16 protein-coding genes are annotated in these 20,991 nt (G+C 34.4%); all 16 read right to left on the bottom strand.

Going from position 1 to position 20,991, the window contains the following annotated elements; all coding sequences use genetic code 11:
- Positions 1-723 precede the first annotated feature (723 nt).
- Positions 724-1,572 carry an HNH endonuclease gene (locus DFQ08_RS06915; RefSeq protein ID WP_114309080.1) on the bottom strand — a complete coding sequence of 283 codons (849 nt, stop codon included), beginning with the start codon at positions 1,570-1,572 and terminating at the stop codon, positions 724-726.
- Entirely contained in the window at positions 1,559-3,514 is a 1,956-nt protein-coding gene (locus DFQ08_RS06910) for an AbiJ-related protein (protein WP_114309079.1), read from the bottom strand. The genes DFQ08_RS06915 and DFQ08_RS06910 overlap by 14 nt, the downstream gene beginning before the upstream one ends.
- Positions 3,515-3,529: 15 nt before the next feature.
- A complete protein-coding gene (locus DFQ08_RS06905) occupies positions 3,530-5,629 on the bottom strand; it encodes a Piwi domain-containing protein (RefSeq protein WP_114309078.1) in 2,100 nt (699 codons plus the stop codon).
- A 72-nt stretch (positions 5,630-5,701) separates the two neighbouring features.
- Positions 5,702-8,953 (bottom strand): type I restriction endonuclease subunit R, encoded by a 3,252-nt coding sequence (locus DFQ08_RS06900; RefSeq protein WP_114309077.1) that lies wholly within the window; start codon positions 8,951-8,953, stop codon positions 5,702-5,704.
- Positions 8,954-8,956: 3 nt separating this feature from the next.
- The gene (locus tag DFQ08_RS06895) at positions 8,957-10,060 is read right to left on the bottom strand and encodes an ImmA/IrrE family metallo-endopeptidase (protein WP_114309076.1); all 1,104 of its coding nucleotides are present in this window, start codon (positions 10,058-10,060) and stop codon (positions 8,957-8,959) included.
- A 17-nt stretch (positions 10,061-10,077) separates the two neighbouring features.
- On the bottom strand, positions 10,078-10,410 hold the full coding sequence (locus DFQ08_RS06890; RefSeq protein WP_114309075.1) for a type II toxin-antitoxin system RelE/ParE family toxin: 333 nt from the start codon (positions 10,408-10,410) through the stop codon (positions 10,078-10,080).
- Between the two features lie 64 nt (positions 10,411-10,474).
- Positions 10,475-11,734: a restriction endonuclease subunit S gene (locus tag DFQ08_RS06885; protein ID WP_114309074.1), complete on the bottom strand. Its 1,260-nt coding sequence runs from the start codon at positions 11,732-11,734 to the stop codon at positions 10,475-10,477.
- Complete coding sequence (locus tag DFQ08_RS06880; protein WP_114309073.1) at positions 11,731-13,263, bottom strand: type I restriction-modification system subunit M; 1,533 nt, start codon at positions 13,261-13,263, stop codon at positions 11,731-11,733. The genes DFQ08_RS06885 and DFQ08_RS06880 overlap by 4 nt, the downstream gene beginning before the upstream one ends.
- Positions 13,264-13,274: 11 nt before the next feature.
- Positions 13,275-13,565, bottom strand: a complete 291-nt coding sequence (locus DFQ08_RS06875; RefSeq protein ID WP_114309072.1) for a helix-turn-helix domain-containing protein — start codon at positions 13,563-13,565, stop codon at positions 13,275-13,277.
- 166 nt (positions 13,566-13,731) lie between these two features.
- On the bottom strand, positions 13,732-15,522 hold the full coding sequence (locus tag DFQ08_RS06870; protein ID WP_245935392.1) for a DUF3987 domain-containing protein: 1,791 nt from the start codon (positions 15,520-15,522) through the stop codon (positions 13,732-13,734).
- Positions 15,523-15,549: 27 nt separating this feature from the next.
- On the bottom strand, positions 15,550-16,470 hold the full coding sequence (locus DFQ08_RS06865) for a BT4734/BF3469 family protein (protein ID WP_114309071.1): 921 nt from the start codon (positions 16,468-16,470) through the stop codon (positions 15,550-15,552).
- Entirely contained in the window at positions 16,457-16,753 is a 297-nt protein-coding gene (locus tag DFQ08_RS06860) for a helix-turn-helix domain-containing protein (protein WP_114309070.1), read from the bottom strand. Before DFQ08_RS06860 ends, DFQ08_RS06865 begins: the two co-directional genes overlap by 14 nt.
- The gene (locus DFQ08_RS06855; RefSeq protein WP_245935391.1) at positions 16,750-17,097 is read right to left on the bottom strand and encodes a helix-turn-helix domain-containing protein; all 348 of its coding nucleotides are present in this window, start codon (positions 17,095-17,097) and stop codon (positions 16,750-16,752) included. The genes DFQ08_RS06860 and DFQ08_RS06855 overlap by 4 nt, the downstream gene beginning before the upstream one ends.
- A gap of 183 nt (positions 17,098-17,280) precedes the next feature.
- Positions 17,281-18,297 (bottom strand): DUF6617 family protein, encoded by a 1,017-nt coding sequence (locus DFQ08_RS06850; protein ID WP_114309069.1) that lies wholly within the window; start codon positions 18,295-18,297, stop codon positions 17,281-17,283.
- Positions 18,294-19,388, bottom strand: a complete 1,095-nt coding sequence (locus tag DFQ08_RS06845) for a site-specific integrase (RefSeq protein WP_114309068.1) — start codon at positions 19,386-19,388, stop codon at positions 18,294-18,296. The genes DFQ08_RS06850 and DFQ08_RS06845 overlap by 4 nt, the downstream gene beginning before the upstream one ends.
- 185 nt (positions 19,389-19,573) lie before the next feature.
- Positions 19,574-20,980 (bottom strand): tRNA uridine-5-carboxymethylaminomethyl(34) synthesis GTPase MnmE, encoded by a 1,407-nt coding sequence (mnmE, locus tag DFQ08_RS06840; protein WP_114309067.1) that lies wholly within the window; start codon positions 20,978-20,980, stop codon positions 19,574-19,576.
- Positions 20,981-20,991: the final 11 nt, after the last annotated feature.

Below are 20,991 nucleotides of genomic sequence, written 5' to 3'. Positions count from 1 at the left end.
GCAAATAGTGAGGCACGAACGGTTTGCGGACTTTGGACAAGCAACGCGAGCCGCCTGCGAGTGGAGCAAGGGTGCTACCAACAGTAGCCCTGATAAGGGTGGTTTGTAGCTATGTGTGAAGTGGAACGTAGCCTTTTTGTAATTTTTCTTTACACAAAAAGGCGGAGTGAAACGGAACTTACACAAGGCTTACCGCTTTAATAGCCAGAGCGATAGCGGAGGCAAATCAAACAGTATTAAGCCGCAGCCCGCAGCGACCCGCAGGCGAGCAAAATTATGGGTAGTGGTTGGATTTTTTGCGACTGACTGGAGGAACGGAAGGAAGTGGCAAAAAAGACAAAGGAACTACCGTGACAACTGACAGAGGAACGCAATAAAAGTGACAAGCTGCGTAGCTTTAGCGAAGCACCCGAAGGGCATTGCAGCTCTTTTTTTGACCTTTAAAAATTGAAGTATTCCAAAAAATGTGCTGTAATGGCTTGGCGATTTTATTTGCTGACGACCGAAGGCGGAACACCGCTTTACCTGCGTTTGGATGTGCGTAGGGAAAAGCAAGTGCAGGACTGAATGAATTGTAGTGCAAAGGAAATGAATGAAGGACTTCTCTTGCTGTGCGTTGCAGGAAGTGGGTGATTGTAGTAAGTGAGGTACGAGCGAACGAAAAGAACCTACTGGAAGCAAACGGCTGTGCGGTGGGAAATATCCAAATGCTCGTATCTATAATTAGTCCAATATACTATCTAAATATTGTTGATTGTTTATTAAAGCTTCTTCTAAAACAGACTTATAATAATTACAACCAAATACAGCCTTATCATCCTCTATTTTGGACAAAATATTAGTTTTCAATAGATTTAAAGGTGTGCTATTTATGAAATTACATATCAGGTGGGTTAATTCAGATATAATTTTATGACTCTCTTGCTTAAATCTTTCAAGTAAATGTAGTTTAGTATAATGACTTACCAACAATTCAAAAAAATCAAGGTCAATATTATTAGTATTCCTTAATATAAAAGTTGGTTGAATATTATTTGCAGTAATAAGCAAATCCACAAAAAGATACTTTTCACTTGGTAAAATATCCGTATAAAGATTTAAGAAAATAGTTTTATTACTCTCTTTCCAGTTTTCATTTTTGTGGCTGTTACAAGTTGTACACGCAGGCAATAAATTCTTTGGGTTAACTGAAAACTCAGGAAATTCACCTTTTGGAACTATATGGTCTAAAGAACCAACTGGTGCAATAGTACAATATTGACAAGTGTTCATAGCCCTATTATCTAAAACAGTTGTAATACTATTTTTTAATTTTATTAATCTTGAATTACCAGAAGAATACAATTTAAGCAAATCCGTTTTTTCTTGGTTTGCATACCCGTTTGGAGTTAAACTGACGTGATTATTCGTATTATGAGCGGTTTCATAATTACCGAATAGAACCTTAATGTCAGAAGCGAGTATATTAATTCTTTGTTTGTAATTTGGGTCTTTGCTGGAGTTTCTTTTTGAGCCAATAACTTCATCTAAAAAGTCTGATGTGTCTCCACTATAAGCGTTAAGATTTCTCATCAATAATACTTTTTAAATAGATTCTTGTATTAAGGCTCAAAGGAATATTGTCGGATGCAATTAATGATACTATTTCATCATAAGATTTACCTGATTCAACTAAGCGATTTAATATCTTTTTGTATTGATTTGGAATGCTATTATTTCCAAAAATATCTTCAGTAATTACCGTCAAGTTTTCACCAAATGTTTCAGAAAATGGCTTTCTAACACTTAAAACAGCCTCTTCTCTTTCCATTATATAAACATTGTGAGATAGGAGTTCTCGAACTATTAGTGGAGAGTGTGTTGCTAAGATGCAGTAAGATTGAAATTCATTAGTGAGACTATATATTGCATTTATTAATTGAGATATAGCGTTTGGATGTAGGTGGGTCTCTGGTTCATCATAAATAACTAATGAAGCGTAACGAATATTTGCTACAATCTCTGTAATTATATACAAGAGAATACTTTGACCTGAACTAAGTTTTTTGCTAACACTATTAAAACCTTTTATATCGACTTTTTCTTCTAATGAATCTTCACCACCAACTATTAACTCATTGATTAATTCACGGTCTAAAAAGAAAGGAAGTAAATTAAGCCATTTATCAAACCTTTGATTAGTAGCAATTTTTTTCCAAGAGCTATGAAATCTAAGTTTTAAACCCTTTTCGCTATAAAGTTCACCCTTTGAATCTTTGAGGCCACAATAGACATAATTAAAATCAGCTGTTTTTTTTGGTATGTCAAATGAATCAAATGCACTATAAGAAACTGCAATTACTTTACTAAACAAAGGTGTTTTGGGAGTAAAAACTTCATTCTTTTTTTTAGAAATATCTAAAGGTAAAGAAGTTATTAATTGGGTTTTACCTGTACCATTCTTACCTATTAAAGCAAAAATCCTACTTGGGACAGCTCTATTTGCATCAAAATCAAAATGAACATCTACTGCTTCATCAGCAAATTTTGGTTTAAAAGAATATTGGAAACTGTAAAGATTTTTTAGGTTATAATCATAAAGACGGTACTTTACCTCACGTAATAGCTGTTCTTGTTCATCATTCCTTATTAATGAATTTCTAAAATAGTAGTGGTTTTCAAACTCCTCTAAAATATCAGGATATATGGCAATGTCTTTTAACGCCCAAAAAATACTATTGTATGTCTTTTCAAATAATGATTTTAATTTTTCATAATATTCATAATCCTGACCAAGTGAACAAAAATTTTCATTTAACACAGTGAAACTTTCGTTCAGTATATCAGGCGTATTATCAACTTCTTGATGAATGATTTTTACAGGACCAATACTTTTACATTCAGAAATTGTTGAATAGAAATACAAATAATACGAAGACCTATTACTAAAGTCATTCCAGCCGCTATTATTAACAAGAACGAAACAAGGAAAAGAGAGAGGCCTTTTATGAGAATTTTTATAATCATAATAACCAGTAGGATTATTATCTACATAAAAAGGTATTTTGTTTTCAATTATTGTAGAAGGTACATTACTTGTGCTATTAGTTTGTTTAACTTCATAGACTGATAAACCTTCGTCATTATATGATTCAAGTGAGTAGTTTAAATTTTCTTTTTCTAAATAAGGGTTTATTAATAGATAGTATCTTGTAATATCATCTTCTTTTTTCCTAATATTTGGGTGGATAATTTTGTTTAAAAAGGTAATAAATACATCAGGGTCATCAATAATATTAAATCTATCTGTTAGAACATATTCATACTCCCAATCGTAATTATTGACTAAATGCTGAAAAGCATCTTCATAAGCATTTGAAAATCTATCATCTTCTGATGGAAGAGATTTCAAATCAAACATTTCATCTAAAAAATTAATGATATTAACATCTTCTTGAGGTTCTCCAAATAAATCCTGCTCTGACAAAAGCATTCTGAGTATATCTAACCTTATTTTTTTTGAGAGTTTATTCATATTTATAATTGATACTTACAAAAACCAAAGGTTATCTTTTCCAAATTCTGGTATTTCGTTACCGTCAAAGTGTGGTAGCATTTCTGCAACCATTTCAGGGTATTTTATGGTAACTGGTAAATTCTGTTGACGTACCGATTTCCAATACATTCTGCTGAATTGATATACTTGGTCTATAAGTTCTCTAACTGTTTTTATGTCATCTACCAATTCCTTTTGAGTACAGTAGATTTTTAATTTTATAGGGAATGGGAAACCATCATAGAAATTAAACTGATTGTTGCTGTATCGGGTATTATTGAACAACAGAAATTTGTTGTAGCCAATATTGATGTATGTTCCACTTAATGGCATTAAATCCTTCCAACCTAAATCAAATGCTACAATGTCAGATGACTCTGTTTTATTGATAGACACAATAAATACTGGTATTCCTAACCCTAATCTTTTTAAACCATCTTCTATGGGTTGTAATTCGTCTTGGCTCATTGTCTTGTAGAAATGAATTACCAAGCGTTTTATATCAGGGTTTAGTGCTGCATAATCCTTAACTGATTTAATGATAGAACCCGCTAACTCTCTTGTTTGGTCTTGTTGGAAACATTCAAAACGATTGAACCTTCCATTATTAGAAAAGCTGAATGCACTCCCTATGTATTGAACATCAAAATCAGGGTTTTTAAATGCTCCTACACCAACTACTAATTCTTTCTTTAACGTGTTGTCCAAACGCCAAGGAATACCGTTTAATTTGGCTAATATGGCTATGGCAATATTTGGTAGACTAAAGTAATATTTGTCGTTACTCATTACTTTTTCCGCATCTATTACCTGAGAGGAAATTCCTTTTTTAAGTAACAACTCTTTGAGTCTGTAATAAATCTTACGCCTTGATTTATCAGGTGAGTTTTTAGAAAACGGACTGATGTAAATAGCTATGTATTGAATATCAGGTTCAAAGTGCTTTTCGGTAATCTTAGTGTAAATTTCAGACCAAGGATTTTCTCTATCCTCAAACATTATACTAAAGCCTTTTTCGGTATGGTATGGTGTATGAATGAATTTTGATAAGCCTCCAAATCCTCTTTCCGTACCTCTAAAGAATCTATCCATTTTCTTTGCTACCTCTACATCTTCCTTATGATAGATAAAGAAAAAATGAATGTTTGATGTATCACTAAAATCAAAAGGTCCATATTCTTTCATACCGTTGATTGGAACAATGTCGGTATTGCCTTCTCCAAATAATAACTGATTGCTATTGCTTTTTACTCTCCCTATTTTGATTTCCTCTACTGTTATAAAGCCATTGGAATTGATAGGGATAAGTTTTTTAAATTCTTCAGTATTTAGATACGTGCTATAAAAGAAATCAATTGCAGTTTTAAACTTTATGTACTTGTTGGATTTATCAGGTGCTTCCGTGGTTTCACCTAAAGCATCCCGAATATCGAAGTTCCAAACAGGAAATACTTGGTCGTAAGCTCTTTTACCTGCACTTGGCAATTCATCAAATTTATACAGACCATTTTCAAATATTACCCAATTAAAAGCCATTGGAGAAACAGACTCTTGTAGTTCATCGACCGACTGTTTATAGACTTTTGAAGTACCCTCAAAGGTTACGAGTAATTCCATTTGTTTGGTTACCGTCTTGAATTGTACTTTAAGCGAATAGCGGTCAAATAGATTAAACTGTTTTGTTTTATCATACTTCTTACTTGGTAACCAAATTTCTGTATCACTGATAAAATTAGGTTTCACCAAAAAGCCTTTACCTGTGAAATAGTCGTGAATTTGTGAATTATAGTATCGTTTTAAAAGAGATACTGATAAACCCGAATTATGAACTCTAAAAGAGCGTTCTTCTCCGTTTTCATCTTCCTTTGTTTCGTAGCTTGGGTTAACCGCTTTTGTAACTGGATAAAAACCCTCTATTTCTTTGGTGTAAGATGTGTAATAATGCTCTTGTTCCCCAAACTTCTCAATAACCTCATCAGGAACTAAGCTATGATACACCCTTGTAAGTGTTTCATTTTCTACATTGGTAAAGTAGAGTGTTAGTTCTTCCTGTGGATGATTAAAGGTTAGTATGTTGAAACAGTGATTTTGCATTAGTTCATTGGATTTTATTGGTGCATATTGTAGTGTTTAGAGATTTAATGTATACAATTAGATATGAATTTTTTAGGAACTGGTAGATTGATTTTCACTTTCTTTTGTCCAATGGTTTGCTAATAATTCGGCTTGTTTTAGTACGGTTTCTGTAGCTAATTTTTGAAGGTCTGGCGGGTAGCCAAACTTTCTTAATGCTCTTTTTACCATTACTTTCAATTTAGCTCTTACACTTTCTTTAATCGTCCAATCTATTGTTGCATTATTTTTTACAACTTCCGACAAATAGACTGCTAACTCTCTTAAAACATCATTACCTAATACTTCTTTGGCACTTTCATTTTCCGCAATTGCATAATAAAAGGCTAATTCTTCATTGGTTAAGCCTGTATCTTTATCGGCTTTATCTTTATTTTTAATACTATTAGCTAACTCAATCAGTTCTTCTATTACTTCTGCTGCTGTAAGAATTTTGTTTTGATATTTTTTAATAGAATTTTCGAGCATTTCCATTAAGGATTTACTCTGTATTAGATTTGTTTTTGCTCTTGATTTTATTTCGTCATTTAACAATTTTTTTAATGTTTCTAACGCTAAGTTTTTATGCTCCATATCTTTGATTTCCATAAGGAAATCATCCGAAAGGATTGAAATATCTGGTTTTTTGATACCTGCTGCATCAAATACATCTATCACACCATCTGAGACTAATGCTTTGTCAATTACTTGTCTGATAGCTGATTCTATTTCGTCATCTGATTTACCTGAACCTGTAGTATCAAATTTTTGCAGTCTTGATTTTACCGCTTGAAAAAAGCCTATTTCATCTTTGGCATCTAATGCTTGGTCGTGAGGGATGGCAATTGCAAATGCTTTAGATAATGCTGTTACTTCATTGATAAAACGTTTCTTACCATCTTCAATACTCAAAATATGCTCTTCTGCTGCTAATATGATTTTAAGTTTCGTTTTAGTGTCTGCTGTAAAATATTCCTCATACAATAGTCCTTTATTTTTACCTAAATAGGGAACTGCTGGGTCATTTACTAAATTTGTGTAAGCATCAGAATAACCTTGCTCTGGTTTCTCTAAAAACATTTGCGATACAACTTCTAACTTCTCTAACATTAGCTGTACTGCTTGTTCTTGTGCAATTGTTGGGTCGCCTTTACCACCACTATCTGAATAAAAGGCTAATGCCTTTTTAAGGTCTGAGGCTATGCCTAAATAATCAACAACTAATCCGCCTGGTTTATCTTTATATACCCTGTTTACTCTTGCAATAGCCTGCATTAAATTATGGCCTTTCATTGGCTTGTCAATGTAAAGGGTATGCATAGAGGGAGCATCAAAACCAGTTAACCACATATCACGAACTATTACTAATTTTAATTCGTCTTTTGGGTCTTTCATACGGTCTGCCAATGCTCTACGCTGTTGTTTTGTAGTATGGTGTTTTGCCATTTCGGGACCATCAGAAGAGGATGCAGTCATTATTACTTTTACAGCTCCTTTATCTAAATCATCACTATGCCAATCTGGTCTTAAAGTAGTAATAGCTTTGTATAATTCTGCTGCAATACGTCTTGACATAGATACTACCATTGCTTTACCTTCAAAAACTTCTTGACGAGCTTCAAAGTGAGTAACCACATCTTTAGCAATACTTTTAACTCTTTTTTGACTACCTACTAAGGCTTCTAATTTTGTCCATTTTGCTTTAGCCTTTTGGGTTTCGGTTAGTTCTATTTCGCCTAATTCCTCATCTAAATCTTCAACCATTTTTTTACCTTCCTCTGTTAAGGCAATTTTGGCTAACCTACTTTCATAAAATATTCTAACTGTTGCACCATCTTCTACTGCTTGTGCTATATCATATATATCTACATAGTTCCCAAAAACAGCTGATGTGTTTACGTCTGTATTTTCAATAGGTGTTCCTGTAAATCCTAAATAAGTTGCATTTGGTAAAGCATCACGCATATACTTTGCAAAGCCATACACTACTTTATTACCTACTACATTACCCTCTGCATCTTTTTCATCTATCGTTTTTGCTTTAAAGCCATATTGTGTTCTGTGAGCTTCATCTGCTACAACAATGATGTTTTTACGTTCTGAAAGAGTCTCAAATATGTTTCCTTCTTCTGGTTGGAATTTTTGAACAGTAGCAAACACAACACCACCTGATGCAACTTTCAATAACTCCTTTAAGTGTTGACGATTTTCAGCTTGTACTGGTTTTTGTCTTAATAATTGAGTGGAAGAAGCAAAGGTGTCAAATAATTGGTCGTCAAAATCATTTCTATCTGTTATGACTAATATGGTAGGATTGTTTAGGTTTAAAACGATTTTACCTGAATAGAAAACCATTGATAAAGACTTTCCAGAGCCTTGTGTATGCCATACAACTCCACCTTTTCTGTCTCCATCTTCTACACTTGCTAATTGGGTACTTTTAACTGCTTTGTTAACTGCATAATATTGATGATAGGCTGCTATTTTCTTGACTGTTTCAATGGTGGTAATCCCTGTTTTTAAATCTTCTTTTTTAGATTTTTCAAATACTATAAAATGACGGATTAGGTCTAAAACCGTTTCTTTATTCAGCATCCCATTGATAAGCGTTTCCATTTCAGGAATAAGATGTGATGCTTCACTTTCTCCGTCTGCTGTTTTCCAAGACATAAAACGAGTAAATCCTGCCGATAATGAACCTGCTTTGGCTTCTGTACCGTCTGAAATTACCAATATGCTGTTGTAGGTAAATAATGAAGGAATGGTAGCTTTATAGGTTTGGATTTGCTTGTATGCTGACCTAATTGTTGCATTTTCATCTACTGCATTTTTTAGCTCGACTACCACTAATGGTAAACCATTAATGAACAGTATGACATCTGGTCTTTTATTGTTGTTATCTTCAATGACTGTAAACTGATTGATGACATTAAACTCATTATTATTTACAGTATCAAAATCAACTAATTTTACAATATCTCCTCTTTGGCTACCGTCTTTTTGATAAGTTACATTTATGCCCTCTGTGAGCATTTTATGAAACGTTTCGTTATCTGTTAATAAATCAGGTGTACCTATACGTAACACTTGCTTTAGAGCATCTTCTTTAGCATTACTTGGAATACTTGGATTGATTCGGTCTATTGCTTTTTGAAGCCTTTCTGTAAGTATTACTTGGTCAAAAGAGGTTCTTTCTTGTGCATCTGTATCAGGTGCAATATCAGGACCATATATATAGGAGTATCCAAGATTTTCTAATTCTTCTATTGCATATAATTCAATATCGTTTTCAGTAATTTTTGCCATAGCTTAAATAGTTAAGTCAGTAAATTCTACCTTAGTTTTTAAGCTATTCAAACGTACATTTTTATACAAATGGGTGTATTGTCTTTGTACTTGGGCTACAATAATACCAGGGTGTTTTTTAAATTTATCACTTAGTTGTAAAACCAATTCTCTATCAAAATTTGGATATTGAAACAACTCATTTCTTTCTTTTTCTGATAAAAGCATACGAGCTGCAAATGCATCTGCTTCATCTTCTTTTTCTTTATCTGGTTTAATACTTTCTAAGCCATCTATAAAAATGTCTTTTTTACCGTGTTTAAGAATATGAGCTAACTCGTGATAGAAGGTAAACCAAAAGGCATTGTAATCTTTCTGTCTATCGGTTATTTGAATAAGTGGTACGCTATTATTTTTTATCCATCTGGTAGCACCATAGATAGGAGCTTTAGAGATACAAGGTGTATAAACTAAAGCTACGCCACAAGATGCACAAAGTGCTTGCAATTCATCTAACCAAGTATCGGAATGCTTAAAGGCAATATCTTGAATTTTATCTAAACAGTTGCGTAATTCTTTTTTATCAAATGGAGCTACTTTTATTTTCTCAGCTTGTAATTCTCCCAAACGTAACCAAACTGAAATGGCTTGTGGTTCTGCTGTATGGCGTAACTCTATTTTAAAAGCTAATGAACTACCATTATAAATATCTGACCATTGTGCAGGAGAAGCAACTCTAAAAAACTTTAGTAAGCCGTCTGCTAATTCAGGTTTTTTACGAGTATCTGGAAGCAAACCAAAAGATTTCATTTTAGCTAATGGGAAAGACGACACCCATTCTTGGCATTGCTCTAAATATTCCATTTGCTCTATCTCCAATAATTCATCTTGATAGGTGCGTTCCAAGTTTATCCAAAAACTTGCAGGCACACCCAATACATATTCTAATTTGGTGGCTGTTTCTTTAGTTATTGGTGCTTTTCCTTTGATTAACTCATTAAGTTTAGGAACAGACCTCCCTAATCGCTCTGCTAATTCTGCTTGAGACATACCAATATGGTCTATATGCTCTTGAATACTATCGCCTGGGCAAGAGAGTAAGGATTTTTTAATTTGTAAATCAGTCATTTTGTTTCCTTTTTAAGTTAGTGAGGGTCTTCTACAGACTCAATACTTATAATGGTTATCGCTTTTAAATCTACTCCACCATCTTCTAAGGTTGGGATAGGGTCTTGATTTATTATGAATAGTATTCTCCAATTTTCTTGAATGTCTATTGACCAAGTGCCTTTCCCTTTGCCTATGTGTTGGTGCAATCGTAATACAGGCAATTTTGAGATAACCTCTAAATTATCTGCGTTTTTAAGCTGAGTGATACGCAACTTTACCTTTTTTGCCAATGTTCCGTAACTCTTTGCTATACCTTTATCAGTATCGAGCGACTTCTTCAGCTTGTTATTTTTATACGATAATTCCATTGCAAAGTTACAAACTTATTTACTTAAAAGGTTAATGATTTTTAATTTTAATGATTTTTAGATACTAATCAAGTCTGATTTCTCCACTCAATAATCGTGGCAAAAGTGTTTTTCTTAAATGCTTTAATGTTTTTATTTCATCAAAATTGATTTGCCTTTTTTTAAAAATGTCTTGAAAAATTGGCGTTAGTCTTTCAATTGTTTTTTCATCTGGGATTAAGACTTCCACTAATTTAAGTTCGGATTGTTTAATTCCTTGAACAGTAGAGCCAGAACCCCTTCTTGAAACAAGATATTTACCATATCGTGAATTAAGCCATAAATACAAATATTCAGGGGGAAGAATTGCTTTGTCAGTTCTTAATGTATAAACTCTTTGTGCAGGGTAATAATTAGTGTTACCTAAAACAAAATACAGCTCACCTAATGGAGCCTCCGAAGTCATAATTATATCCTTTTCTTGAAGTTTCTCACTTGCTTCCCATAGTTCGTGACTAACGTAATTCATTTGGTGTTGGCGAATTATTTCACCACCTTTTACAAACTTTGCACTTAAAGCGGGTATTCCTTCCTCAACATATACAGGTGTTTTACCTCTATTGTCTATTAATATGGTAAGACAATCAATCAATTTGACAACCTGCCAGTTACTCGGTATTAAACCTATTTCAGTACTAATTGAATTATCACTTTCATTATCAAGCTTTATATTTTCTTCAAAAATGATATTAGCTAAGTTGTATAATGTTTCATTCGTTGATTCTAAATTTTTAATTTTTCTGCTAATACTAAATAATGTATCAGCAATTGTTTCTTGTTCCTTGGGTTTAGGAAGAGGAATCAACATCTCTTTAAAATCTCTTTGATATAAATGAGGTATTACAGAACCTTCTGTTCTACTTTTTATTAGATGCTTAAAAAAATGAGACCTAAAATAATTGTATAAATAGCGTTGATTTAGCTTTTCAGAATTTTGTCTAATAACAAAAACACCACTTGCCACAGTTGCAGGCTCTGGTAATTTATCTACATAAGCTATTTTTCCAATAGTACCATCTTTAGTCATTAAAATATCATCCTGTTGAAGCATAATTTCTGGACTTTCGTCATACCTTTCTTTTGGAATGCGACCTACTGTAGCCCAGTTTACTTCATCATTTTTTATTTGCTCACCATTTATTATAGCATAGCCTTCTTGGATGTACTCAGATTTTTTTAAACCTTTCCAACCAATACGGCCTTTTATGTAAAGTAAATCACCCAATGGTACTAAATTCCAATCCTTAGGAAGTAAACCTAATTCTGTTTCTATCCTTTCGCTCATAATTCAATACCAACTTTTTTAAGGTTCTTTAATAGGGATTCATCAATTATTTTTGATTCTTCATATTGAAAACTTAAATCCTTTTGAATTTCATTAATCTTATCTTCATAAGGAATACCATCATCTTCAAGGTCTGGAATGCCAACATACCTTCCTGGAGTTAAAACATATTTATGTTTTTCTACAGCTTCAAGTGTTGCTGACTTACAAAAGCCCTTAACATCTTCATATTCACTTGGATTATTTAACCAGTTATGATATGTATCTTTTACTTGCTGAATATCAGATTCGGCAAAAGCCCTGTTTTTACGATTAATCATATATCCTAAATCAGAAGCATCAATAAATAAAATCTCACCTTTTCTTTTGGTTTTTTGTTTTCTCATAAACCACAAACAAGCTGGAATACCTGTATTGAAGAATAATGAACTTGGCAACATAACAATACATTCTACTAAGTCTCTTTTCACAAATTCTGACCTTATTTCTCCTTCATTAGAAGTGTTTGACGATAACGCACCATTTGATAGAACAAACCCTGCTTTTCCTTCATTATTTAAGTGATATAAGAAATGTTGAACCCAACCAAAATTTGCATTGTTTATTGGAGGTGGTGCGATAGACCACCTTGCATCACTTCTTAAAAGATTTCCGCTCCAATCACTATCATTAAAAGGCGGATTTGCGATAATGTAATCTGCTTTTAAATCTTTATGTGCATTGTTTAAAAATGAGCCTTCATTGTTCCATTTTACTTGTGAACTGTCTATCCCTCTAATGGCTAAATTCATTTTAGCCAAACGCCAAGTGGTTTGATTGCTTTCTTGCCCATAAATGGATATATCATTGATTTTACCTTGATGAGCTAATATGAATTTTTCAGACTGAACAAACATACCGCCTGAACCACAACAAGGGTCAAATACTCTACCTTTATAAGGTTGTAGCATTTCTACCAATAATTTTACTATGCTCTCTGGTGTGTAGAATTGTCCGCCCTTTTTACCTTCAGCCAATGCAAATTCTCCCAAGAAATATTCATATACTTTACCTAATAAATCTTGACTTCTGCTTACTTCATCACCTAAAGCAATATTACTAATCAAGTCAATGAGTTGCCCTAAACTGGTTGGGTCTAAATTCTCTTTGGCAAATGCTTTGGGTAGTACTCCTTTTAGTGATGCATTGTCTCTTTCAATAGCATCCATTGCATTGTCAATGTCTTTACCTATTTCAGGTAATTTGGCTCTACCTTGTAAGTAAGACCATCTTGCGGAAGGTGGCACAAAGAATACATTTTCTGCTCTATACTCATCTCTATCTTCTGGGTCAGCACCTGCATATTCGCCTTCTCCTGCTTTTAATTTGGCATAGAGTTCTTCAAAAGAATCTGATATATATTTTAGAAATATTAAGCCTAAAACGATATGCTTGTATTCTGCTGCATCAATATTTTTACGCAGCTTATCTGCTGCTTTCCAAAGCTGTTTCTCTATTGGTTCTTGCTTGGTTTCTTTCTTTTTTGCCATTCTAATATTCTCTATTTAGTCTTGTTTTTAATGTCTTTTTCCGCCATTTTCAAAGCTTGTAAAGCCTGTTTTTCATTTAAAATCACCTCTAATACTTGGTCTGTAAGCCAAAGGGTTAATAACTCCTGTGTATCAACCTTTAGTAACTCAGCTATTTTTAGCACCTGTTCGCGTTTCGCTCTACGCTCTCCACGTTCAATCTTGCTAAACATAGGTGTGTCAATTTCTAACTGTGCTGAGAGTTGTCTTTGGAGTAATCCCTGACTTTCCCTAAGCTCTTTAATACGATTGCCTAATTTCACGACCTTTTATATTTTGACTTGTCAAATTTTGTCCAATATAAGAAGAAAAAAGGAAATAAAAGGAAGGAAAACCGTAAAAGGGTAGAGATTTTTTAAACAGATAATTAACTGATGGTCATAGCCTACATTTTAAGGATTTTAAGGAAGTAGAGGAAACCAAGGATAGTTAATCCTTAGCTTCCTTAATATCCTCATTTTCCTCAATAGATAGGTTTATGTAATTATCCTGTTGCTCACGGTGAATGAGGTTAGCTTTGATAAAACTGGTGATGTACCCTTCGGCTGTCTTTGCAGGAATGTTTAGATTTTTAGCAACTTCTAAATACTTCTGACGATTGAAGTGTTTTGGTAATGCGTGGAGGAATTTCTCTTTGCGGTTCATTCGGCTTGGTTTAGTTTCTTCTTGTGGGAGTTCACCAAAGACTTTGCTTGAATGTTTCACCAATACTTTAATCATAGCCAAAGAGGCTTGAAAATCTCTTTCTTCACAAATGAGCTTATTAGAGGTGTCTCCTGTTTCCAATATCCTTAATGCTGAAAAAAGCATACAGAAACGGAATGCAACTAACCCTAACCTGCGAATAGTAGCCATATAGTCCAACCCTTGAAGGTTAAGATATTTGCCTTGTATTTCACTAAAGAACTGATTGAATTGCTCCTGTTGGTCTGCTGTTAAATAGAATTGAAATTCTCCATTGCTTTTGAGCAATTTATACAGTTCGTAGAATTGGTTGCCTAAGTTTTCAAAATAATCATCCAAACCGTTATCGGTAGTGCTTTCAAATACGTTTTTCCAAACAGGCTTTACATTCATAAAGTAGAATATAAAGCGGCTGAATAAGCCGTTTTCTGCACTTGGAATAAGAGCTGAAACTTGTTTTGGTGTACCTGAAAGAACTGTCGAAAGGCAAGGGCTTTCAATATCTACAAACTCACGGTCTGTTCTTCGGTAATAGGAAATAGTTTCGTGGTGGAATGCTTTTCTGAAACCATCACTATAATTTCCGTAATCGCTTTTAAAGGCGTGTGCTAAAGTATCTCCTTCGGTTTCAAAAATCAATCCTTTTCCATCACTATCGCCTAATAATTGATATGCTCCTGTTGAGCTATTGTTTGCAGGAATAAAGAGCATTTTTTCAGGTGGTCGAGCTGGTTTTTCTACGCCTTCAACTTTTCCTTTGTTGGCGTTATACTCCGCCATATCCAATTCAAAGTGTTGCTTATGTAATTTGGCTTCATCTCTCAATTCCTTATGAATAGGATTTACTAATTGACGACAATGCACCAAACGCCCTTTTCCTGCGGATGCTTGAGCGGTAATAAATAGAAAGAGATTACTGAATACTTTCTTGCCATCATAAATGCCGTATAACTTCGGGAAACAGGCACTAATTGACACCAAAGAACCTAAGAGTAATATATCTCTTTCTTCATCTGATGTAGCTACAGCAATCACTTGTTGCAGGTATTCAGGAAGCTCAGGATATAAGGATTTAGGGAATGTTGGCATAATCTCCTTTATCGGTTCTTCTTCCTGGTGTTCTTGAATAGGTGGAGCTTTGGATGATTTGTAATTGGTATTGTTAGTATTATACTGGTCATTTGATTGCGTTATGATTGAAATTCCTGCTTGTTTAGCAAGAAAGAAAAAGGTTTTAATCGATACACCTTGACCTTTAGACTTTAGGCAATTGTCAAATTGCTTGTCGCACTCCTTAGCATTGTAACCAGAATAATACTGACTTACTCTTTGAAATAAGCTTCTTCCAGACTCTCCAAATTCATCAGCAAAAGCAAAGCCTATGTTAATCCAATCATTGTAATTAGGGGCAATATCAATATGATTTGCTTCTATGTTTTGAATAACTTTCTCAACTTCTAAATTGTTGTCTGTAACTGGTTGATAATTCTGTTCTGTATGTTGCTGTTGTTGGTTTGGGTTTTCTATCCACTCCAACGGATTAAACGTTTTCTTTTCCATCATCTATAAATATTTTGGATTGATAAATACATTGGGGTCGTGAGGTAAAAAACAAGCTCTTGAAATGTCCTTACCTGAACCATCTACTTCCAAGCTGTATGTGTGTTGGATGTAATTGGCAACCGCCTTGAAATAGTCTTGATGCTTGACTTTGGTTAACTCAATTGGAATAATCCATTTTAAGCCATCACCAGAAGGGGATGTAAAAAGAAGCTCGGTTTCAAAGTATTCATCCTTGATAAGTTCTTCTTTTAGTTTGGAAATATTACTGATGTGGTCAAAGTCAATGGTTAGAAGTCCTGAATGTTTTTTAATGTGTTTATCATTTCGCTTTGAAAATGCACCTGAGAAGGTGACATAATCGAAATTGAACGCTTTGTATTTTCGGGCTTCCTTTACATCTTGAATATTGCGTAGTGTACTTGTACACGTAGCAAATTCATTGCTTTGGATGAGGTTGTAAACCTCTATCAAGGTTATCTCTTTTGTGGGTACTACATTGGTAATAGGTTTTTTGAAATAGCTGAATACTGGGGGTTTTGGTTTTATAATTTCGGGTTCAGGTTCTGTAAATATTTCATCCTCCTGATTATAAAAACCGTTTTTCTGACCAATACGCAAATGCAATACATCATTCAGCTTATCAAGTAATTCTTGACCTGAAAGCTTAAAATGTAGTGATGCAAATTCAAATACATTACCGTCTGTGATAGCTTCTTCACAATCTGTATGCACTGCACAATTATCTACTACCTTAACTATCAATGTAGGTTTATCTGCATTGAATGGGTTTTTAGCGGGTTTACAGTCCCTTCCCGAAAGGGAAAGAACTGTTTCGCCCGGATAATACTGTCGTAGCACATAGGCATAAATATTTAGGCCGTAATGTGTTTTGTTCAATATGGCTTCCTTATTTATTTCCATTACCTGATGAATTTCTGTGTGAATAATTCTTTTCCATCAGGCTTTCTAAATCTGAAAGCTTGTAATAAAACTTGCCGTTAATTCGGCTGTACGGTAACGTACCGCTATCTCGTAGAGATTGCAGAGTACGTTTACTGATGTGAAGCGTTTGCATTACATCTTGTCCGTCAATCCACTCTTCAGTAAAACTCTCTAACCGTGATTGGTGGATTTGCTGCAAGTATGCTTTTATCGTCTTTACTTCCTGAGAGAGGTTCAGGATTAAGTCTACAATCTCAATCATAACTTTACCCTCCCTTTTCTAATTAGATAATCAGCTGCTTGCTGCTCGATTTCGTCATTAGTGGCGTTGCGGTTACGCAATAGCCATTGGTCTAATTCCTCACGGTTGAAATAGAGTTTCTTACCGTTGGGTTTGTAATGTGGAATGCTTCCCGCACTTGTGAGTTTGTACAAGTGTGATTGCGATAATTCCAAGTACTTACAAGCTTCATTGAAGTTGAGTACATTCTTTAGTATTAGATTTTGGTCTAATACGTGTTTCTCGATAATTTCAAGTCTTTTTAAAATCTCTTCCATCTTATTATGGGTTTGAAAATTTGTAAAAGACTTTTGGCCAAAAGTCATATCCGATTCCCGAATACAGTGCTAAAGTAGATTGACTTCAAGGCTGTTTTGGGGTGCAGAAACAAGGTGCAGTGTAGAGTGCAGAGTGCAGAGTGGGAAAACAAAAGAAAAAACCCTTGTCGGTTTAGAACAAGGGCTAAATAAAAACTGAAAAAGAATAGGAAGTGTAAAGTGCAGAGTAACCTATTTTAATAGGTTTACGGCACTATCTATTTTATCACCTGTGAGGTTTGGTCTTTTCAATGACCTAAATTTTGAACGGTCAAACAATTCTCCATTTTCATCTAAAAAACAAATGCAGGTTACTTGCCATTGCTTTTGCTTTAAATCTTCTATAAGCTGTAAATCTTTGTGAATGCGTTTTACGAAGTAAAAAAGCTCACTGATATTACCAGTCCAAGTAATAGGTATATTGATTTCAGAACCTGAAAACACCTTCTTGAAAGTAGCTAAAGGTGTATCGGCACTTATGAATTTGTTGAGCTTTAAGCTATCCCATAAATCACCAAGTTTATCAGGATTTGTGTTGTACTGTTTGTAAGTGAAAGAATTAAACTGAATTGGTTTGGATGTTTGCTTTGGCTTAGGTTTTTTGACTGGTACTGGAGCAACTTCAATAACTTGTAGTTTTCTGATAGGTAGTTTTTCGGGAATTGGCTCGTTTAATAGTTGAGTATAGAAGTCCTCCACAATCAAATCATCATCTACCCAATCTTTGAAAGCTTCCTGCACCTCCAAGTACAATTGCATATAAGCAAGTTTTAGTAACTGCATTATAAAGGTGTTGGCTTTATGTACCTGGTCTAATTGGTGGGAAGTGTTTTTAGGATTTATGTACGTAAGTGCATAATCCTTTTCTTTTAGAAGGTTGCCAAGGTCTTTCAACCTTGTTTTTAATCTCTTGTTGAGTGTATCGTTTAAATAGTAACGTATTAGATTTTCGTTTCTATCTTCATCAATGGTTTGGTATAACTTATCAAAATCTGACTTAACAGTATTCTGAATAAGCCTTGAATAGTATTTAGTTTTATTGTCAAACGGTCTATAAAAGTCAATTTGAAACTGCAACGATTGTTTTGGAGTGTATTCTTTTAAGCTGCGAAATTTTGAAGCAAATACATCATCCAAACTATTTTGAGGAAGCCAAGGTCTTAACTCATAATCAAGGATTTTATCTAATGTGTTGTTTTGCTTGCTCATAAATCCAGTTTGATTCGGTTAGCGGCTTCTTTCTTTTGTTGGTCTATTACCTTCGCATAAATCTGAGTGGTTTTTAATTCTCTGTGACCAAGCAATTTTGAAACCGTATATATGTCGGTTCCTGCGGATAGCTGTAAGGTTGCATAGGTGTGTCTTGCACAATGGAAGGTTATAGTTTTAGATATTCCTGCTCTCATCATCCATTGTTGCAACTTTACGTTGTGCCAAGCTGAATACTTTAAACCTTTGAATACTCTTTCGTCTTTATCCTGACGTTCACCAAGCAAGCCAAAGGCTTGTTCTGAAATAGGGAGGGTTTCCGCTCCCTTGGTTTTCTTCTGTCTGAAACGGATGTAATACCCCATATCATTTGAATGCTGTACCTCTGACCAAAGCAACTTATTTATATCAGACCAACGCAATCCAGTAAGGCAAGAAAAAATGAATGCTGTTTTAATTTGTGGTATTTCGCATTCCTCTTTTACCGCAGCTTGTAATTCTTCAAGCGTTAAGAACTCTCGTTGAGGTTCTCCTTGTTTAAAACCATCTACACCTTCAGCTGGATTTGTTGGTAGAATATCATCTTTAACTGCTTGCTTTAATGCAGCTCTTAATTTATTGAAGTAGGAATACTTTGAGTTTTGAGAAAGAGGTTGATTACTTGGTTTTAAAGCTTCTTTATCAAGATATTCTTTAAATCCTCTAACGAAGTTCTTGTCAATTTCTGCAAAAGACAAATCATTTGGAATATACTTTTTCAAATGTTTTAGCATACTATCCCAATTGCCATAGTTGCCTGTACTATCTTTTCTCTTATCCGTAAGAAGTTGAATGTAATTAGTAAAGCTTCCTTTTAGTTTTTCATTATCACGGAAACCATAAACACCGTTTTGGATTTCGATTTGTCGCTGTGCTCTGATTGTCTCAGCTAATTGAAGTGTTTTTTTATTGACTTCCTTATCGTCTTTAGTTTTGGCATTAGGGTCTAAGTAAAGTTTTAGATACTCTGTTTTACGTTTTCCTTTATGGTAGTAATCCAAGTATAAACTGGTCTTACCTCCCTGATTTCGTTTTCTTAGTGTAACCTTCATATCTCAAAAAGTTTTGCGGTTGTTTCTGTAACAGCAAACTTGTTGTTAGCAACAAAACTTGTTTCTATAACAACAAATTAGAAACCAAATATAAGAAAATAAAGGCAAATTAGCAACAAGAAAGAGAAGGTAAAAACTCTTAACAGCAAGAATAAGAAGGGTTTAGTCAACCAAAGGAAGTGTAATTACTTTCCAATACAAAAATTAGCAAAGATATTCCCTAACAAATCATCGTTAGTAATCTCACCTGTAATCTCACCAAAGTGATATAGAGCCTGACGGATATCTATGGCTAGCAAGTCCCCAGACAAGTTCGTTTCTAAGCCGTATTGTACTTTTTGAATTTCCTCAAAGGCTTTTAATAAGGCATCATAATGACGTGAATTGGTCACTATTGTCTCATTATTTCTTAATGCTCCGGTGTTTATTAAATTCAAGAGTTGATCGGTGAGTTGCTCTACACCAAAGCCCGTTTTAGCTGAAATTGGAATTACATTAGAGGCTTGCGTTCTTAAAGCGGTTGAGATCTGACCTAAGTCGGTATCAGTAATTTGATCAATTTTATTCAACACCACAAGCAATTGCTTCTGTGGAAATTTATTTTTTACTTTTTCAATTTCTATTAAAAAGGATGAAATGGCCTCCTCACCCGCTGCTAATTGTAGACTACTGACTAAAAACATAACCACTTGGGCCTGTTCAATTTTTTCAAAGGTCTTCTTAATTCCAATATTTTCCACAACATCTTTAGTCTCACGGATTCCTGCCGTATCTATAAAACGGAAGCCCATCCCTCCTATTGAGATTTCGTCTTCAATGGTATCTCGCGTGGTTCCTGCTATTTCGGAAACAATAGCGCGATCTTCATTTAATAAGGCGTTTAGTAAGGTCGATTTCCCAACATTAGGTTCACCAACAATAGCTACAGGAATTCCATTTTTTATCACATTCCCTACCGAAAATGAATCTATTAGTCGTTTTAATACAAAAACAATGCGCTCTATCAATTGTTTAAACTGCGTGCGGTCTGCAAACTCTACATCTTCTTCAGCAAAATCAAGCTCTAACTCTATTAAAGAGGCAAAATTTAAAAGTTCTTCACGAAGCTTTGCAATTTCCGAAGAAAAACCACCACGCATTTGCTGCATAGCGATTTGGTGTGAAGCTTCGTTGTCACTAGAAATTAAATCGGCAACAGCTTCAGCCTGACTTAAATCTAACTTCCCGTTTAAAAAGGCTCTTAATGTAAATTCACCTGCAGTCGCCATGCGGCAACCTTTTCTTATAAAGAGTTGTATAATTTCTTGTTGAATATAAGACGAGCCGTGGCAAGATATTTCTACAACATCTTCACCGGTATAAGAATTAGGGTTTTTAAAAAGCGATAACAATACTTCATCTATCGTCTTTTCACCGTCCACAATATGGCCCAAATGAATGGTATGTGTGGCTTGTGCCTTTAGATCTTTTCCAGAAACCGACTTAAACTGATTTGAGGCCAGGGTTAAGGCTTCAGGTCCAGACAAGCGTATTACCGCGATGGCACCACTACCCGATGGGGTTGCTAAGGCTACAATAGTATCGTTATGCATATTCTTAATTC

The organism is Winogradskyella arenosi, from assembly GCF_003337305.1.
Taxonomy (GTDB): domain Bacteria; phylum Bacteroidota; class Bacteroidia; order Flavobacteriales; family Flavobacteriaceae; genus Winogradskyella; species Winogradskyella arenosi.
The sequence above is the reverse complement of the archived record's forward strand: the minus strand, read 5'-3'. Positions and strand labels throughout refer to the sequence as shown.

Bases quoted from the DNA above. Each gene is read 5' to 3' on its own strand.
- DFQ08_RS06880 (WP_114309073.1), bottom strand. From the start codon at position 13,263: ATGGCAAAAAAGAAAGAAACCAAGCAAGAACCAATAGAGAAACAGCTT.
- DFQ08_RS06845 (WP_114309068.1), bottom strand. From the start codon at position 19,388: ATGAAGGTTACACTAAGAAAACGAAATCAGGGAGGTAAGACCAGTTTA.
- DFQ08_RS06895 (WP_114309076.1), bottom strand. From the start codon at position 10,060: ATGACTGATTTACAAATTAAAAAATCCTTACTCTCTTGCCCAGGCGAT.
- DFQ08_RS06915 (WP_114309080.1), bottom strand. From the start codon at position 1,572: ATGAGAAATCTTAACGCTTATAGTGGAGACACATCAGACTTTTTAGAT.
- DFQ08_RS06910 (WP_114309079.1), bottom strand. From the start codon at position 3,514: ATGAATAAACTCTCAAAAAAAATAAGGTTAGATATACTCAGAATGCTT.
- DFQ08_RS06890 (WP_114309075.1), bottom strand. From the start codon at position 10,410: ATGGAATTATCGTATAAAAATAACAAGCTGAAGAAGTCGCTCGATACT.
- mnmE (WP_114309067.1), bottom strand. From the start codon at position 20,980: ATGCATAACGATACTATTGTAGCCTTAGCAACCCCATCGGGTAGTGGT.
- DFQ08_RS06905 (WP_114309078.1), bottom strand. From the start codon at position 5,629: ATGCAAAATCACTGTTTCAACATACTAACCTTTAATCATCCACAGGAA.
- DFQ08_RS06850 (WP_114309069.1), bottom strand. From the start codon at position 18,297: ATGAGCAAGCAAAACAACACATTAGATAAAATCCTTGATTATGAGTTA.
- DFQ08_RS06885 (WP_114309074.1), bottom strand. From the start codon at position 11,734: ATGAGCGAAAGGATAGAAACAGAATTAGGTTTACTTCCTAAGGATTGG.
- DFQ08_RS06860 (WP_114309070.1), bottom strand. From the start codon at position 16,753: ATGATTGAGATTGTAGACTTAATCCTGAACCTCTCTCAGGAAGTAAAG.
- DFQ08_RS06865 (WP_114309071.1), bottom strand. From the start codon at position 16,470: ATGGAAATAAATAAGGAAGCCATATTGAACAAAACACATTACGGCCTA.
- DFQ08_RS06855 (WP_245935391.1), bottom strand. From the start codon at position 17,097: ATGACTTTTGGCCAAAAGTCTTTTACAAATTTTCAAACCCATAATAAG.
- DFQ08_RS06900 (WP_114309077.1), bottom strand. From the start codon at position 8,953: ATGGCAAAAATTACTGAAAACGATATTGAATTATATGCAATAGAAGAA.